The organism is Enterococcus sp. GPZ-007, assembly GCF_059374735.1.
Map to the genome: position 1 here is coordinate 95,347 of NZ_JCAFYN010000001.1, position 16,106 is coordinate 111,452.

A 16,106-nucleotide genomic window follows, 5' to 3' on the forward strand; every position below is an offset into this window, starting at 1 on the left:
GGGAAAGCGGGAAAATACTGATATTTATTTAACTAAAATCCGCAAATAACAATCAAACTTAACAATTATGTTATTTTTATTTCTTATTATTGTTTCCTGTTCTATCATTTAGGCAAATAAGAAAAAGGAGTGGTTTTCTTGAAATCCTCAGGAGGAAAACGATTTATTTTTCCAGTTGTTATTGTATGTCTCCTGTTACTATTTGTTCCGATGATCTTTTCTTCCATATCTGACGCTCAGATCCAACCCGAGAAAAATGTCCCACAAGAAGATCAAGTAAAGATCTATGGTGAAGACAAAATCACCATTACCGCGAACGACTCCTTCAACCCCAATCAATACTACAAAGCCGTTGGTGATGACTATCAGCCCGTCCAGTTGAACTACACCAATATCAATACAACTAAACCTGGCCGTTATAACTTGATCCTAACAGCAAAAAACAAAGAGGACTATGATAAACGAACCGTCCTAATCATTGTTGAAAAAGAGAAACCAGCCCCAGCTGCTAAAGTTGAAAGTAAAACCCAGACCAGCCAAGCTCCCACTCCTTCATCTTCCGAAGAAACGACTCCAGGACCAGTCGAAAGTTCTGTAACTCAAACACCCGTCGAACCACCTTCATCCGCGGAAGCACCACACCCCCCAGTAGAGAGTACCCAAGAAGCAGCTCCACAACAAGAACCTGTCGTAGCTACTCAAGAAGTCCAGCCCACTCCTCAGCAAACGCCTGAAGCTCCTGATCCAGAACCGGTGAGTCAGCCTACCGCCTTCACGCCGAATCAAATTTCCTTCAATGGAATTTCTATTCCCTACCAAAATGCCGGACAAGGCAGCGGTCAAGGGATCATTAATAGCGGAGCCATTGCTGCAACCTGGGGCGGTAGTTCGATACAATCTGGCTCAGATGGACTAAATACACATTTTATCGGACATAATCCGGGAGTCTTTTCTCCTATTTGTTCTCTTGGCGCTGGAAACGGCATTACAGTTACTGATGGCGCTGGTAATGCAACAACTTATATCGTAAATGGAATAGTCCAAGTTGACGATAGCGGTCGCGATATCCATTCCGGTCAAGATAACTGGGATCAGATAACTTCGACTGGCGGTGGTGAACGCATCACTTTGCAAACCTGCTTAAGTGATACTGTTAATCTGATTGTTTACGCCCAAGCATAAAAGCAGATAAAAAGACGGCCCAAACTCAAATCACGCGTTTGGAACGTCTTTTGTCTACAAGTAGATAAATTATCAATAAATTGCTGACTCATAAATGTAAACCCATTTTTTAAGATCACTACTAAAACTTTTGAAAAAATCTTTCCTGTGATCCTCTTGCTTTTCGAATCATTTTTATGATCACAAACGTTAATGAAGCCGTGCCTTAACGACCCAACAAAAATGATGTTATGTAAGATTCGGTGCCACCGCAGACATCGTTTCGATGCCGACGCTGATGCGCAAAGCAGCATCCACTTCTGCCATCAAGCAGCGATCCAAATGACAAACCTTTTCCTTCAAACGAGATTTGTCGATCGTACGAATCTGCTCCAGCAGAATCACTGAATCACGTTCGATGCCGGTTCCATTTGATTTGATTCCGATATGTGTCGGTAGTTTTGGCTTCGCCATTTTTGCGGTGATCGCCGCGATGATGATCGTCGGGCTAAAATGATTGCCCAAGTTATTTTGGATTACCAGCACCGGGCGAATCCCGCCTTGTTCAGAACCAATAACTGGCGATAAATCTGCGAAATAGATATCACCACGCTTAACCATATTTTTCCTCCCAAAAATTCATAATTTTGTTCATTTATTCTTGATAAATTCGCGGTACACGTTCTGAAAGCATACAACAAACTTCATAGTGGATCGTTCCTAAATGATCCGCTACGTCTTGCATCGTGATTTCTTTTCCTTTACTTTTACCGATCAACGTGACTTTTGTTCCAGCCTTAAATTCTCGCGGCAGCCGGATCATCAATTGATCCATACAGACGCGTCCAACAATTTCGCAGAACTCACCCTCCACTAATAATGAAAAACCTTGCATTTTCCGCAGCCATCCGTCCGCGTAACCAATCGGCACCGTGCCGATCCATTCTTTTTCTGGCGTGTCATAGGTTTTCCCATAACCGACACCTTCCCCAGCCGCTAGTTCCTTGACCTGGATCAACTCGGAGACTAGTTCCATCGCTGGTTTTAATGGGTAGGCTTCTGGCAATTCATGACCAGACGGATTCAAGCCATACATCCCGACACCGTAACGAATCATATTCCCCGGCATCTCGCGATCATGCCACAAAGCGGTGGCACTGTTGCTTGAATGTACGTAACGCGGAAGATGATCCAATACGTTGATCACCTGATTAAAACGATCCGCTTGTTTATGCCAGTACGTCGTGTCCTTTTCATCCGCATTCGCAAAATGAGTAAAGAGACCCTCCCAAACCATATTCGGTGAAGCTTCGATGATCTCTGCGGCTTCTTTGACTTCTTTTGGTGTGAGAAAGCCAAGGCGTCCCATACCAGTATCTGCTTTTATATGGATTTTTATCGGGGTGGTGGCCTCCTCTAAATCATTTAACACTTCTTGTGCTTCCAGCAACCAATCTTTTGTCGCTACCGTGATTGATAAATCATAATCCAGCACTAACGACAAATAACTTGGAAAAACAACACTCAATACTAAAATTGGCTCAGTAATCCCTGCTTCTCGTAACTCAATGGCCTCATCCAATGTTGCAACACAAAAACCGGTTGCTCCGACAGATAACGCAGTTTGCGCAGTAGCAATCGCTCCATGTCCATATCCATCTGCTTTGACGACAGCAAATAATTCTACATCCTTTGGTAATCGCTCAATTTCATTTTTAATATTCTCTCTCAATGCGTTCCTATGTATGATGGCTCTTGTTGGTCGATGATACGTTACAACCATAAACTTAGTGTCCTTCTTTCTATTCCTCCAGCAATACTTGTGCGATCGCTAGTTCCTCTGTATGGGTCAAGCTGACAAACACTTTCCCCTGATGAGGTGATTTTGTAAAGGCGGGTGCACCATTATCATCACGTAAAATCTCTAAATCTTGAAAACTGACTTTTCCGATGCCGGTTCCCCAGGCTTTAGAAAAAGCTTCTTTACATGCATACCGTCCTGCTAGAAATTCTACCTGACGATGGGGAGAATGGCTAGCAAAAAGGGTCTGTTCTGCCGGAGTTAAAATCCTTTCCACAAAATGTGGCCGACGTTCGATGATTTTCGCGACCCGTTCAAGCTCTGTCGCATCAATCCCGATTCCTTTGATCATGCTCTCAACCCTTTCACGTAATATCTTTATTTTACCAAAGACTTCTTTAAATGCTACGATTTTTTTTTAATAATCCATGAAAACTCCTTCATATCAAGCAAAAAGCCATCAATCAAAAAGATTGATGGCTTTGATAGTACAAAAAATTAATCGTTTGTGTTTGTACGGATCACAAAACCGCGTTTTTTATCATTGCTGCGGTTTGTATTTTTGTTGTTGCTGCGTTGTTTGTTCCCGCCGTAATTTTTGTTTTTGTTACGGTCACGATCACCACCGCGATCTTTACGGTAGTTATCTTTGCCGCGGCCGCCGCCACGATTGTTTCCGCCACCGCGTTTACCGCCACCACGATTGAAGCCGCCTTTTTTATTTGAAGGCAATGGACGTTCTGGCGTGATTTTTACAGGAACGGCATCAGAAGGATCTTTTGCTGTCGTCTTCAATAACAAGGCAGCAAGTTCCTCTGGTGAGTAAGCTGCTAGTAATTCTTTTGCTGACTCATTGTATTTTTCAAGGCTATCGGAATTTTCTTCCATTTGGCTTTGGATCTGTTCCATCGCTGCGCCAAGCTGGCCTTTGAATGCTTCTTTTTCGGTTGGCGGACGCATTGGGTTCATGCGTTTTTTCGTCAAGTTTTCAATGACATGTAAGTAGCCCATTTCGTTCGGTGTTACGAAAGTTACGGACATACCGCCTTTACCAGCACGCCCTGTACGGCCGATACGGTGAACATAGCTTTCTGGATCTTGTGGAATATCGTAGTTGTACACGTGAGTGACACCTGAAATATCCAAACCACGAGCAGCTACGTCTGTTGCCACCAAGATATCAAGATCGCCGCGTTTAAATGAACGCAAAACGCTCATCCGTTTTTGCTGCGACAAGTCTCCGTGGATACCTTCAGCTTTGTAGCCGCGTGCTTCTAAACCACGGGCCAATTCGTCAACACGACGTTTGGTCCGACCAAAGACGATCGCCAAATCTGGCGTTTGAACATCAAACAAGCGCGTCATGATATCGAATTTTTCATAATCTTTCGCCCGAACGTAATATTGATCAATCAAATCAGCCGTCATTTCTTTGGCTTTGATTTTCACGTGTTCAGGAGCCTTCATAAATTTCACGCCGATTTTTTTGATTGCATCCGGCATCGTTGCTGAAAACAATAATGTTTGGCGTTGTTCAGGGACTTTACTGATGATTTTTTCGATATCTTCTAAGAAGCCCATGTTTAACATTTCGTCGGCTTCATCTAAGACAAGTGTTTCAACGGTTTCTAATTTCAAGGTGTGGCGGTTGATATGATCCAGCATCCGTCCAGGTGTCCCTACAACGATATGTGGACGATCCTTCAAACCACGAATTTGACGACCGATGTCCGCTCCGCCATATACGGCTTGCACGCGAATTTTTTTGTCGCGGCCTAAGCGGTACAATTCTTCTTGTGTTTGAATTGCAAGCTCACGCGTTGGTGCGATGACTAAACCTTGTAAAGCATTATTAGTCGCGTCGATCTTATTTAACATTGGCAGACCGAATGCTGCTGTTTTACCTGTACCTGTTTGTGCTTGTCCAATTACGTCTTTTCCGTCTAATGCTAAAGGAATTGTTTGTTCTTGGATCGGTGTTGCTTCTTCAAAACCTGCGCGTTCAACCGCTAGCAATAGTTCTGGTGATAATTTTAATTCTTTGAATTTCAAATGATATCCTCCTAATGTCTGTTGACCTTATCATTTAGAGCGTATGGTTTGGTATCTGCGTTTGGTCTGCAACTGTCCCTTTAGTTGCCGTCCTTGGCGATACTACCGAAAAACCGCTCCGCGAAGTCAGGCGGAAGGATCATCTCTCACAAAAAGGGGCTGAACATCTTCATCTGAAAAATGCTCAACCGCTTCTCAAAATAATTGGTAAGCCGACGAAACTCTCGTCAGCGAATCTTTAATTTATTGGATGACTCATTCAATCATTACTTCATTTCTCGGCAATGGCTCATTTTAGCACATCATTTCATTTTCTGCAAGTTTTCACTATTCCTGCAAATTTTCAACGACTTCGATCAAGCCCATCCCATTGCTGCCCTTCAAGACAATACTGTCAGCAGACTGCAGACTGTTTTTGATCGCTTCGATCATTTGCGGCTTCGCTTCTTTGCTGAAAAGGTGAACCGGCAGCGCCGGATAGCGATCCGCTAAAGCAATTTTCAATCCCTTCATCTCATCACCGTACAAGAAGATCTCGTGAAAATCCTGATCATTGATGTGATTCACCATACTGGTATGCAGTGAAAGCGAATCTTCGCCAAGCTCCAGCATATCCGCTAAAACGGCTAATCGGCGACCATCTGTCGGTAATTTTGCAAAGGTATCTAAGACTAAGCCCATCGCTGTTGGGTTGGCATTGTAGACGTCACTTAGAATATCAGCGCCATTACTAGCCTTTAGCCATTGTGTTCGGTTCTGGGTAACTTGGACGTAAGCCAATCCTTGAAAGATCTCGTCGTTGGTTAAGCCGAACCAGCGACCGATCGCCAGTGCGATCAAAGCATTTTGAACATTGTAGCTTCCGGGCAACGGAATCTGATAGCCCTTGTCATCGACAGAAAAGACCGTTGCACCTTTGTTTTCATTCAGAATCGTAGCCGAAAGCTCGCCCTTTTGGATACCGACTGTTTGAATGGTCTGAGAAGCTGAGTGGGTCCGTTCTTCTAACAAAGGTTCGTCTGCCGGGATAATCAGTAACCCATCTGATGCTAAGCCTGTCGTAATCTCCATTTTCGCATCAGCGATTTTTTCCCGTGAGCCTAAGTTTTCGATATGTGCCTCACCAATGATGGTGATCGCCGCCACATCCGGTTCGGCTAGTTCAGATAAAACGCTGATCTCGCCAGCGTGGTCCATTCCCATTTCCAGAATCAACTTTTCAGTTCCTTCTGGCATATGTAAAATCGTATACGGCAAACCGATATCATTATTATAGTTGCCTTGTGTTTTATAGGTCCGAAATTTTTGGCTAAGGACCGATTCAGTCATATCTTTTGTCGTTGTTTTCCCATTCGAGCCTGTAATTGCGATTACATCTGGATTTTCCTCCAGTAAATAATAGCTGGCTAATGCTTGAAAGGCCAACAGTGTATCTTTCACCAAAATAACTGCGATGCCTTCTGGTGCCGTTGCTGGATCTTGGCTCCATAGTGTCGCAGTTGCACCATTTTCAATCGCCTTCGCTACAAACTCATGGCCGTCATTCGTTCCCTTTAATGGGATGAACAAATCGCCGGCTTCAATTTTTCGTGAATCGAATTCGACACCAGTAACGGTCACCTCATTTTCCGCCAATACTTCACCTTGAACGGCCCTGCTGATGATTGTCGTTGTAAAATTCATGGTGTTCCTCCCAAATTTTCGTTTCTGACTACTGTAAAGGCTTCGCGAATCCGTTTTTCACATCAAACGATTTCGGTAAGCCAGACGTTAAAAGGAACTTGAGGCATCATTCCCTAAAGAATCATGTCTCAAGTCCTGCTTGTGACTAAACAGTTACTTAATTATTCAAGGGCTGCTTGCTGCTCATAGCGCTTTGTCCCTAATTGAATCAGTTCTTCTATCAAGTCTCCATATTTCAAGCCCATATTTTCCCACAACAATGGGTACATACTGAATTCAGTAAAACCGGGCATCGTGTTCAACTCATTTAAGAATAATTCATTTTTATTGGTCAAGAAGAAGTCACAACGACTAAGTCCTGATCCGCCTAACATCGTGTAGGCTAATTTCGCAAAATCGCGGGCTTTTTGCATCACATCTTCTGGGATGTCTGCTGGAATCGCCATCTGGATCGTGTTATCGATGTATTTAGCATTGTAATCGTAGAAAGCTTCTTCTTTTACGACTTCACCAGGTAAGGTCGTCCGAACATCGTCGTTGCCTAAAACAGCTACCTCAATCTCACGTGCATCAATTCCTTGTTCGACTAACGCGCGTGAATCATAGCGATATGCTTCCTGCAGTGCATTTTGCAGTTCTTCACGATTTTCTGCTCGCGTAATGCCGACACTGGAGCCCATGTTTGCTGGTTTGACAAACATCGGATACAGCAGTGTTCCTTCACATTTATCAAAGATTTGTTTTGGATTTTCTTTCCATTGGTTCTTTAAAACAGGCACATATGGAACTTGCGGAATACCTGCTGCCTGCAAGATATATTTCGTCATAATCTTGTCCATCGCGCAAGCACTAGTCATTACACCGGCGCCGACGTAAGGCATGTCCAGTATCTCCAAGAAACCTTGAATCGTTCCGTCTTCACCATTTGGCCCATGTAAGACTGGGAAAACGATCGCATTGTCTTCTTTGATATCGCCAGGAGCGATTACCTTGCCGCTGAAACCTTCAACTTCACTGCCGGTTGGGTCCCACGTCAAACGCAGGGTCTCATCTGTTTCTGGTGCTTCGGTTAATAACGGTCCTTTGACCCATTGGCCAGATTTATCAATATAAATAAGTTGAACTTGATAATAGTCAAAATAGACCGCAGAAATAACTGAAAAAGCCGACAAAATCGCTACATCATGCTCTGGACTTTTCCCACCATAAAGTAAAATTATTTTCACCTGAGTATCCTCCATTACTTTCTGATCCCTAACATTTTAGCACAAAAATCAAAATCCCCAAAAAGAAATTTTACAAGTATTACAAAACCTGCCATTTATATTACATTAAAGTCGATCGTACCAAGTCTTCCAGAACCTCTTTAAAATGCTCACGATCATCGTTCGTAAAAGGTTTCGGCCCCTTCGTCCGCTGCTTCGCTTGACGCATCTTGCTGCCGATAAATCGCTGCGTCAATAAAGCATCAATATTCATCTGCGTATATTCCAGCCCGGTCTGATGTAAAACATGAGCGGCTTTTGCCAATGTCAAAGAAGCCAATCCATAATCCTGGGTAATCAAAATATCCTCTGGACGAATGACCGATACGATCTTGAAATCAGCCGAGTCCGCGCCGCGATCGACGTAAATAAACTCTACAAAATCTGGATACTCCTTCTTTGAGTAGTGGTCAATACTAGTCACGATAATTACCGGCAGCTTATATTTTTCAGCAACCGCAATCGTGGTGTCCTTCACAGGCGAACCGTCGCCATCAATGATCAAACGCATACTTTCCAATCCTTCCAATCCAGCAAAGACCGATTAATAAAATAATGATCGAAGCAAATTTTACTATGTCCATTGTTGCAAGAATCTCCGGTGTATGCAAGCTGCGCAATAGAAAAACATCCTCGACTGGTAGATTTTTCAACTGCAACGTGATGACCAGCAACAGCATCAGAATAAATTGATGGGTAATGCTTCCTTTATTTGATGTCGAGTATTTCGCAGTAATACGCTGTTGCGTATCAATACTCTCTGTTTGATAATACAAACGATTCAACCAAGCACTCGTCCCCTTTTGGAAAAAGGTCAAGACAAAAATCGCAAATGGAAATAGAAAACGGACACTCAACAGCACTAACCCCACTGCCAATCCTACAAGCTGAACGCTCAGATCATTTTTGAAATAGCTGCGCACTTTGCCAGCCAAGACTAGAGAACTGATAACGCCTAATAAATAAGGTAAGAACAAATAGAGTCCTTGCGCAGCTGCTCCTTCAGATACAGCGACATAAAAAGCGCCAAAAAGAAAGATAAAATTGCCCAGCATCCCATTAATGAACGTCAACGCATTTTGCCAAAGTGGCAGCTTCCAGCGGTCTCTTACCTGATGCACGACGACGATCGCTAGCATAAAAATACCGGCGAACAGGACGATCGCATGATCCAGCAGAGACTCGTTAAACAACAGACGCCCGCTGCGCAGCAAAAACAGCGCTGCAAAGAATAAAACGAACCAAATCAGTTCCGAAATCGAAAAAACATGCTTCGTTAATTCTTTAAAATCCATTTCATAATGGGGATAGTGCTTGACGGTGTGATAGGCGCAGACATAATACAAGGTCACAACACTTGGTACAATCACCCCTTGAATCGGAAATGCCAGTGTCAGTCCTAAAAATAAAGGAGCTAATACAATCAGTGCCGCTAAGTAATGACGACTGCTCATCGTTTGAAAGCCTTTAGACTTTTCGAAAAAATTTACACTAGTATTTGCTGGTGGCAGCCAGGCTACACTTAGTCCTAAAAAGATACTGCCAAATAAATAGAAAGTAAAATGTAATGCTCCCATCAAGGCCAGAAACGAACCAATGCCGCCAATCAGCAACGAAACCATCAATAAGGTATACTGATCGATCGAGCGATACAATCCCCGAATCAAAAAAATCCCCGTCACTCGAAAGGTATAAAACAGCACAAATGGCAGGACCGTAACAAATGTCCGCGCCTCAATAATATGCATGAATAATAAATAAGGAATGACGATCATCGTATTCGCTAAGACAAACGGTGTCGTCTGAGTAAACTGTCGAAAAAAGTTTTTCACTGCTTCCATAAAAAATATCCTTCCACTAATAAGAAATCAAGGTTATCGCTTTTTGAAATTCTTCAACTAAGTGTTCCTCTTTATAGACCGCAAATTCTGCCTGATGCTTATTCAATAAGCTGCGCATTTTCATAGGAATAAAAACCTCTGCCAGCTGATTATCCAAAACAAAGTCCCGCGTAATCCCCCACTCATAATAGTAGCCTAAGGGACGACAGCTATATGTCGTTCCATGAATTTCCTGATCGCTAAAGCGTCGATGCGTATGCCCAAACACGACCTGTTGAACATTGGGGTACTGATCCAACAGCTTCCCTAAAGCCTGCGAACCAAGAAAGGCATTCAGCTTATTCCAAATTTGGTATTTCCCGTTTAGATGCACAATAAATTCTTCTTTTGGGACGAAATGAGTCGCCATAATAACTTGATAATTCTTTCGCTCCAAGTCATCTAAGACCCCGCGCAGTTCTTCCAGAATCGCTTGATCCACTGTCTGATCATCTGAGAATCGTTCAATAATTCGATCAAACCAATAAATATTCTTGATCGAGCGGATTTGCTGCGGATCTTCAAGCTCAGAAAAACCATAATCATACCAGCCATTAAAGCCTAGTAATACGGTTTGTTGATTCAGCGGCAGGTAACGCAGATTTAAAAAATGGCTATCGGGATAATGCTCGATCATCTGCTCGCCCTTGATATTGCCCATCTCATGATTTCCTAAATTAAATGTTGTCGGCAGCCCACGCGAACGGAAAAATTGATTGACCACCAGGGTCTGATCGATCTTGTTGGCTGTATCACCAGCAAAATGCAGACGCGTCACTTCCTGTGCCCGCAGCAGCTCAAAAAGTTTAGCCAATTCAGAGTCGCCCAAGTGATTAATATCAGCATGTAAATCTGTGATTACAGCTAAATTCCCCATCACGCTACCCCCTTCTTGGTCTACTTTACACAACTAGTCGCAATAATGCGAGTCAAAAGCTGAATTACTGATTTAGAGATTTTATGTCTGTGCTATACTTAAATAAGAGAGATTATTAAGGCTGTCAGTTCAATGATTCCCAATACACATATGAAGGGAAGCGATTTTCTAAGATTGGGCAAATTTTCATCTAGTACACTTTAGTTGTCGGACTAATTTTCTTTGAAAAATTAATTCATTATAACGAATAAGGAGGGTATTTATATGGTTACTTATCACAATCTGCAAACCGATTTATTGCAAGCGCTTGATCTGCACATCGATATTTTAAAGGAAGTCGATGATATCGAAAGAGAAGAATTACCGGGTTTTTTATTTATGATGCGGAGTTTGGGATTCATGCTTGATCGCGCTGCTTTAGTGCTAGCCAGCGGCGATGACGAGGAAATGTGTTACATGATGTTCCAGTATTACAGCTTGCTGAAGGAATTGAAATTCAACTTAGCCATGAACTTTCCTCATGCTAAGATTCAAGGCGAGCCATTGATCGACACCGTCAATCGCTTCCCCAACAATTACGAAAAAGAAATGAAAGCCTGGTGGGAAGAAAAGACTGGACTAATCGTTGAAGAAACCAAACAAACAATCGAGCTGGATGAGAGTTAATTTTCAACAATCAAACGTATATTGAAAGCAAAAACGAAATAGGAGGCGAGCGAAATGCGCATCGCTGTATACTGCGGTGCTCACGTCGGTACTGATCCTGCCTATCTGGAGGCCGCAAAGGAATTGGGACAGTGGATCGTCAAGAACAATCACGAACTCATCTACGGCGGCAGCAAACTCGGATTAATGGGCGCGGTCGCTGACAGCGTTTTGGCTGGTGGCGGAACAGTGATTGGTATCATGCCGAAATTTTTACAGAATCGCGAACGCGTTCATACCGGGCTGACACAGATGATCACCGTAGAAGATTTAGATGAACGAAAAAAGACAATGATGAAATACAGCGATGTCTGTCTGGCTTTGCCAGGCGGAGTCGGTACGTTGGAAGAAATAAGCGAGGCTTATTCATGGGCGCGCGTTGGACAAAACAATAATCCCTGTGTTTTCTTTGATGTGAACCATTTTTATCAGCCTCTGCAAGACTTTTTTGATTCGATGGTTAAGCAAGGATTTCTATCCAAAGAAGACCGTCAGTTGGTTCTATTTTCCGATTCGTTATCAGAAATTGATGCATTCATTCAACACACAAAATAACTCCACGCTGCCAATCCAGCGTGGAGTTTCTAATTATATATTCATTTCAGGATATAAGAATCGCAATACATCCATCGTTAAGCGACGGCTCTTACCCGCATAAGGATAAATATGCATGTGCATCATCGGATTGAAGTTGGCTTCGATGATCCCATAATCTTCATATGTTTCATAGGGCTTGTCCTTATCAGGAATGATCAAATCGATTCCACTGATACTAGCGCCTAAAACCTCTACTGCATCGATTGCCAGCTGCTTATAGCTCTCATGAATTTCATCCGTCACATCGATGGAGTCGCCACCTGTCGATACATTTGAGTTTTCCCGCAGGAAGACCTGCTGGTTCTTTTCTGGAATGCTGTCGATCCTTAAGCCTTGCTCCTTCAGCATCAACTGTTCAATATCACCTAAATGGATCTTTTCCAGTGGCGAGCGATGGTTGGTGCCTCGTAAAGGATTCGCATTCTTTTCAGCAACTAGTTCTTCGATCGAGCGTTCGCCGTCACCGATCACGTTGGCAGGCGTCCGTAGCAAGACCGCCTTCACTTGATGGTCAATCACGAAGAAACGGTATTCCGTTCCCGGTAGGAACTCTTCAATGATGATCTCATCGTCTTCAGCAAAAGCCAGTGCCAATCCTGCATTGAAATCGGTCATTGACGTCTCACCTTTAAATATGGTGATGCCTAAGCCGTAATTTGTTGATTTCGGCTTGATAACAAATGCTTTTTGGGCAAAGCGCGGATAAGCCTTTTTCGCAACTTCCATCGAACCAAATGTTTCGCCATCCGGTACCCGGAAACCTGCTCGCGCCAATACAATTTTTGTCACTGTTTTATTTGCCATCAGCAATGGCGCAATGTAGGTATCTTTGCTGGTCATATTGCCGTTTTTCACTAACTCTTGGTGATCGCCGTGATGCAGCTTAACGAATTGATCCTGCCGATCCAGCACTTCCGTCTCGATACCTTTTTGAATCGCATCGAACAATAGGTTCTGAGTCGATAATTCCATCTCTTGAAAGCCTGCCAATTGATAAGGATGCGCCCAAGCTTGATCGTAAAACTTGCGACCTAATTCTGTCGCTACTTTCGCTTGGCCTTCTGCCTCATCTAGTGCAAGAATTCTTGCGGCTAACGTTTCTTCCGGATGATCTAGCCAAACTTGATATTTTTCAAGCAACTCAGCACCATCTAAATCTAACTCATTCACCATTTGCAGCATTTCAGTAAAGATCGTTTGACCTTCTGCCAGAAAAGCAGTCGGCTTTGCCGGATGCTCTAATGAGACTGCATCACTGATCCGATTGCCTTCTGCCACCCATTCATCCGCCGACAACTTTTCATCTGTCCATAATAAATACAGCATGAACAAATGAATAAACTCAATCTCGTCTGCATCAATTCCGACACGGTCAAAAGGATTTAAGTCGATGTTACGCAGTTCTACATAGCGAATTCCTGTATGAAAAAGATCCGCGACCTTTTTCCCGCCTCGCATCCGAATCGGTGCGTAAAACTCTTTTTCTTCAGATAACCGTCCCAAGGCAACATTTTCAGCTAAATCCTCGCTGTAGCGTGCTAAGGTTTCATAAGAGACTTGAACATCTGGCTTGTTCACATAGCCGTAATGGCTCGTGCGAATACTGCGAACAGGTTCCTTCGGGCGATCTTCATCATCAAAATAGCGATCTTCGCTTAGCGGACTGGCCCCAAATAAATAGGTCAGCAACCAGCGGTAACGTAAGAAGTTGCGGGCAATCTTCATATACAATCGAGTCTTGAAGTCCTCCATTGATACGTCTTCATCGCTCACTAAATACAGTTGCTTAATCAAATCAAGACCGTATTCAAAATTAAAATGAATCCCACTCACCATTTGCTTACGTTTGCCATATTCCCGTGCTAAATATCGACGGTATAAGACGTCCGCATGACGTTCTAGTTTGGCAATCTGAATATCTTCCTCTTTTTCCGGAAGCATGGGTGGCATTGAAAATGGCCACATCATCTCATCCTTGGACATACTTCGCTGCGCCACGTCATGGATCGCCTCTAAATAAGCCAATACCTCATCAACTGATTCAGTGACTGGCGTGATCAACTCTAATTGCGTTTCAGAAAAATCAGTTTGGATATAAGGATGGAAGCTTCTATTTCCTACGGGGGCTGGATGATCTGTCTGTACTAAATCTCCCTCCAGTGTCACCCGCTGGCTTTCCTTCTCGATCCCATATCGTGCTTGCAGTAAAAAAGGCTTAACCTTTTCTTGTGCCATCATTTTTTTTGTATTCATTTGTCCATAGCCCTCCCATGCTTCACATTATATAGAAGTATATCCAGAAACAGAACGGAAATGCTTGAAAAAGTTATAGCATTAAAAGTTAAATTATGATTAAATAATAATAACAATAAGATTAACAAAGGGATAATCAAGTTATGCATTTAGTAATAAAAAAAGAATGGAGGCATCAATCATGGAGAAAGAAAAGTCATCAAGGATGAATGATACAGCCCATTTATGTCAAGAAACAGAAGCTAAAGAATTCGTGATGTTACATCCCCATCGCCAGCATCAGTTCCATTGCAACGATGTCCAACGGATAATGGATGCTAACGCAAGACAAACCAATATCAGCCTGCATGTGCCACCCTATTTTCAAGATACGCATTAGCTCATTTCGATACCTTCACTTTTCAAAAAATAGAAACTGACAAAGAAGAACTGTTGAGGAAAACTCTCAACAGTTCTTCTTTTACTCTTCTTTCAACAAACCTTTGAACAATCCGATTGCAAAATCATTTGGATTAAAGGCTTCCAGATCATCTAATCCTTCACCTAAACCAACCAATTTCACCGGCAAATGCAATTCATTACGGATTGCCAGGACGATCCCACCCTTTGCGGTCCCGTCAAGCTTGGTCAAGACCAGCCCGGTAACGTCAGTGGTTTCTTTGAATTGACGTGCTTGGACTAACGCGTTTTGTCCAGTCGTTGCATCAACCACCAACAGCACTTCATGGGGCGCAGTTGGAAATTCACGTTGGATGACACGTTTGATTTTTTCCAATTCATTCATCAAGTTGACCTTATTCTGCAACCGTCCCGCTGTATCGATCAGCAGGATATCATAGTTCTCTTTCTTCGCTTTATCAACAGCGTCAAAAACAACTGCGGCTGGGTCGCCGCCGGCATTACCCCGAACAACTTCTACACCAGAGCGTTGGCCCCAGACGACTAACTGATCGATCGCACCAGCACGGAAGGTATCCGCCGCTGCTAGTAAGACTTTTTTACCTTCATTGCGATATTGGTTCGCCAATTTCCCGATACTGGTAGTTTTCCCAGTACCATTGACTCCAACAAATAAGATCACGCTCAATCCATCAGGCTGCAGATTGATTTGATTATTTTCGTTGATTCCTTCTGCTTCGTAAATCTCCACCAACTTTTCAATGATGACATTTTGGATCTGAGCAGGTTTCTTCGCATTTTTCAGCTTGACTTCCTGCCTCAACGAATCTGTCAATTTGATTGCCGTATCAAAACCAACATCAGCACCGATCAAGGTTTCTTCCAGTTCCTCAAAGAAGTCTTCATCTACGCGGCGGAAACGAGCAAACAATTCATTCATTCGATCGCCGAAAGATTTACGGGTCTTTTCTAGACCTTTATCATATTTCTCCTGAACCGTTTCTTCCTTTGCCGCGGGCTCCGCTGGAACAACGATTTCTGGTTCCGGCTCCGCTTCTGGAGTCTCGATCGTTTCTTCTACAGCAGCTTCTTCGACTGCTTCTGGCTCAGCAGTTTTTTCTTCACTGGTATCTGCTAAATCAATCGGCTCTTCTTTTTCTTCCGGTTCAGCTATCTCTGGTTCCTGTATTGGCATTTCTTGTGCAGGAGCATCCACCATCTCCTCAGCTTGTTCAAGCGATTCTTCAATCACTTCATCGCTCTGCTCTGCCGTTTCAGCCGCTTTCTCTTCGCTCTCAGGTGTTTCGCTTGATTCGGCTTGAGGTTCGACCTCTGAGGCTTCTTTTTCCTCGACGACTTCCTCTTGTTTTTCAGATTCCTCTTTTGTTTCACCACTAAAGGCTTTTTTTATGCGGTCAAATAATCCCATGTAA

General features: G+C 43.2%; 15 protein-coding genes. 4 read left to right on the plus strand and 11 right to left on the minus strand.

Annotation, left to right across the window (positions count from 1 at the left end):
* Nucleotides 1-129: 129 nt before the first annotated feature.
* Entirely contained in the window at nucleotides 130-1,182 is a 1,053-nt protein-coding gene (locus AC4J95_RS00390; RefSeq protein ID WP_494548167.1) for a sortase domain-containing protein, read from the plus strand.
* Between the two features lie 228 nt (nucleotides 1,183-1,410).
* Here AC4J95_RS00390 and AC4J95_RS00395 read toward each other — a convergent pair whose 3' ends face one another.
* The 9 genes from AC4J95_RS00395 to AC4J95_RS00435 form a co-directional block, all read right to left on the minus strand.
* The gene (locus AC4J95_RS00395) at nucleotides 1,411-1,782 is read right to left on the minus strand and encodes a type II toxin-antitoxin system PemK/MazF family toxin (protein ID WP_316401935.1); all 372 of its coding nucleotides are present in this window, start codon (nucleotides 1,780-1,782) and stop codon (nucleotides 1,411-1,413) included.
* Nucleotides 1,783-1,816: 34 nt separating this feature from the next.
* Nucleotides 1,817-2,944 carry an alanine racemase gene (alr, locus tag AC4J95_RS00400; RefSeq protein ID WP_494548168.1) on the minus strand — a complete coding sequence of 376 codons (1,128 nt, stop codon included), beginning with the start codon at nucleotides 2,942-2,944 and terminating at the stop codon, nucleotides 1,817-1,819.
* 19 nt (nucleotides 2,945-2,963) lie between these two features.
* On the minus strand, nucleotides 2,964-3,314 hold the full coding sequence (gene acpS / locus AC4J95_RS00405; protein ID WP_016179518.1) for a holo-ACP synthase: 351 nt from the start codon (nucleotides 3,312-3,314) through the stop codon (nucleotides 2,964-2,966).
* A 146-nt stretch (nucleotides 3,315-3,460) separates the two neighbouring features.
* Complete coding sequence (gene cshA, locus AC4J95_RS00410; RefSeq protein WP_494548169.1) at nucleotides 3,461-5,014, minus strand: degradosome RNA helicase CshA; 1,554 nt, start codon at nucleotides 5,012-5,014, stop codon at nucleotides 3,461-3,463.
* Between the two features lie 327 nt (nucleotides 5,015-5,341).
* Nucleotides 5,342-6,697, minus strand: coding sequence for a UDP-N-acetylmuramoyl-tripeptide--D-alanyl-D-alanine ligase (locus AC4J95_RS00415; protein ID WP_316401938.1), 1,356 nt, complete (start codon nucleotides 6,695-6,697; stop codon nucleotides 5,342-5,344).
* 161 nt (nucleotides 6,698-6,858) lie between these two features.
* Complete coding sequence (locus AC4J95_RS00420) at nucleotides 6,859-7,923, minus strand: D-alanine--D-alanine ligase (RefSeq protein WP_494548170.1); 1,065 nt, start codon at nucleotides 7,921-7,923, stop codon at nucleotides 6,859-6,861.
* 100 nt (nucleotides 7,924-8,023) lie between these two features.
* On the minus strand, nucleotides 8,024-8,473 hold the full coding sequence (locus AC4J95_RS00425) for a YaiI/YqxD family protein (RefSeq protein ID WP_494548171.1): 450 nt from the start codon (nucleotides 8,471-8,473) through the stop codon (nucleotides 8,024-8,026).
* The gene (locus AC4J95_RS00430) at nucleotides 8,457-9,803 is read right to left on the minus strand and encodes a hypothetical protein (protein WP_494548172.1); all 1,347 of its coding nucleotides are present in this window, start codon (nucleotides 9,801-9,803) and stop codon (nucleotides 8,457-8,459) included. Before AC4J95_RS00430 ends, AC4J95_RS00425 begins: the two co-directional genes overlap by 17 nt.
* A gap of 16 nt (nucleotides 9,804-9,819) precedes the next feature.
* Nucleotides 9,820-10,719 carry a metallophosphoesterase gene (locus tag AC4J95_RS00435; protein WP_494548173.1) on the minus strand — a complete coding sequence of 300 codons (900 nt, stop codon included), beginning with the start codon at nucleotides 10,717-10,719 and terminating at the stop codon, nucleotides 9,820-9,822.
* Nucleotides 10,720-10,983: 264 nt separating this feature from the next.
* Here AC4J95_RS00435 and AC4J95_RS00440 point away from each other — a divergent pair, with 264 nt between their 5' ends.
* Nucleotides 10,984-11,385, plus strand: coding sequence for a hypothetical protein (locus tag AC4J95_RS00440; protein ID WP_494548174.1), 402 nt, complete (start codon nucleotides 10,984-10,986; stop codon nucleotides 11,383-11,385).
* A 54-nt stretch (nucleotides 11,386-11,439) separates the two neighbouring features.
* Entirely contained in the window at nucleotides 11,440-11,979 is a 540-nt protein-coding gene (locus AC4J95_RS00445; protein WP_494548175.1) for an LOG family protein, read from the plus strand.
* 33 nt (nucleotides 11,980-12,012) lie between these two features.
* Here AC4J95_RS00445 and gshAB read toward each other — a convergent pair whose 3' ends face one another.
* Nucleotides 12,013-14,274, minus strand: coding sequence for a bifunctional glutamate--cysteine ligase GshA/glutathione synthetase GshB (gene gshAB, locus AC4J95_RS00450; RefSeq protein WP_494548176.1), 2,262 nt, complete (start codon nucleotides 14,272-14,274; stop codon nucleotides 12,013-12,015).
* A gap of 181 nt (nucleotides 14,275-14,455) precedes the next feature.
* Between gshAB and AC4J95_RS00455 the strand changes: the two genes are divergently transcribed.
* Nucleotides 14,456-14,653: a hypothetical protein gene (locus AC4J95_RS00455; protein ID WP_494548177.1), complete on the plus strand. Its 198-nt coding sequence runs from the start codon at nucleotides 14,456-14,458 to the stop codon at nucleotides 14,651-14,653.
* 81 nt (nucleotides 14,654-14,734) lie between these two features.
* Here AC4J95_RS00455 and ftsY read toward each other — a convergent pair whose 3' ends face one another.
* Nucleotides 14,735-16,102, minus strand: coding sequence for a signal recognition particle-docking protein FtsY (ftsY, locus tag AC4J95_RS00460; RefSeq protein ID WP_494548178.1), 1,368 nt, complete (start codon nucleotides 16,100-16,102; stop codon nucleotides 14,735-14,737).
* Between the last annotated feature and the right edge of the window lie 4 nt (nucleotides 16,103-16,106).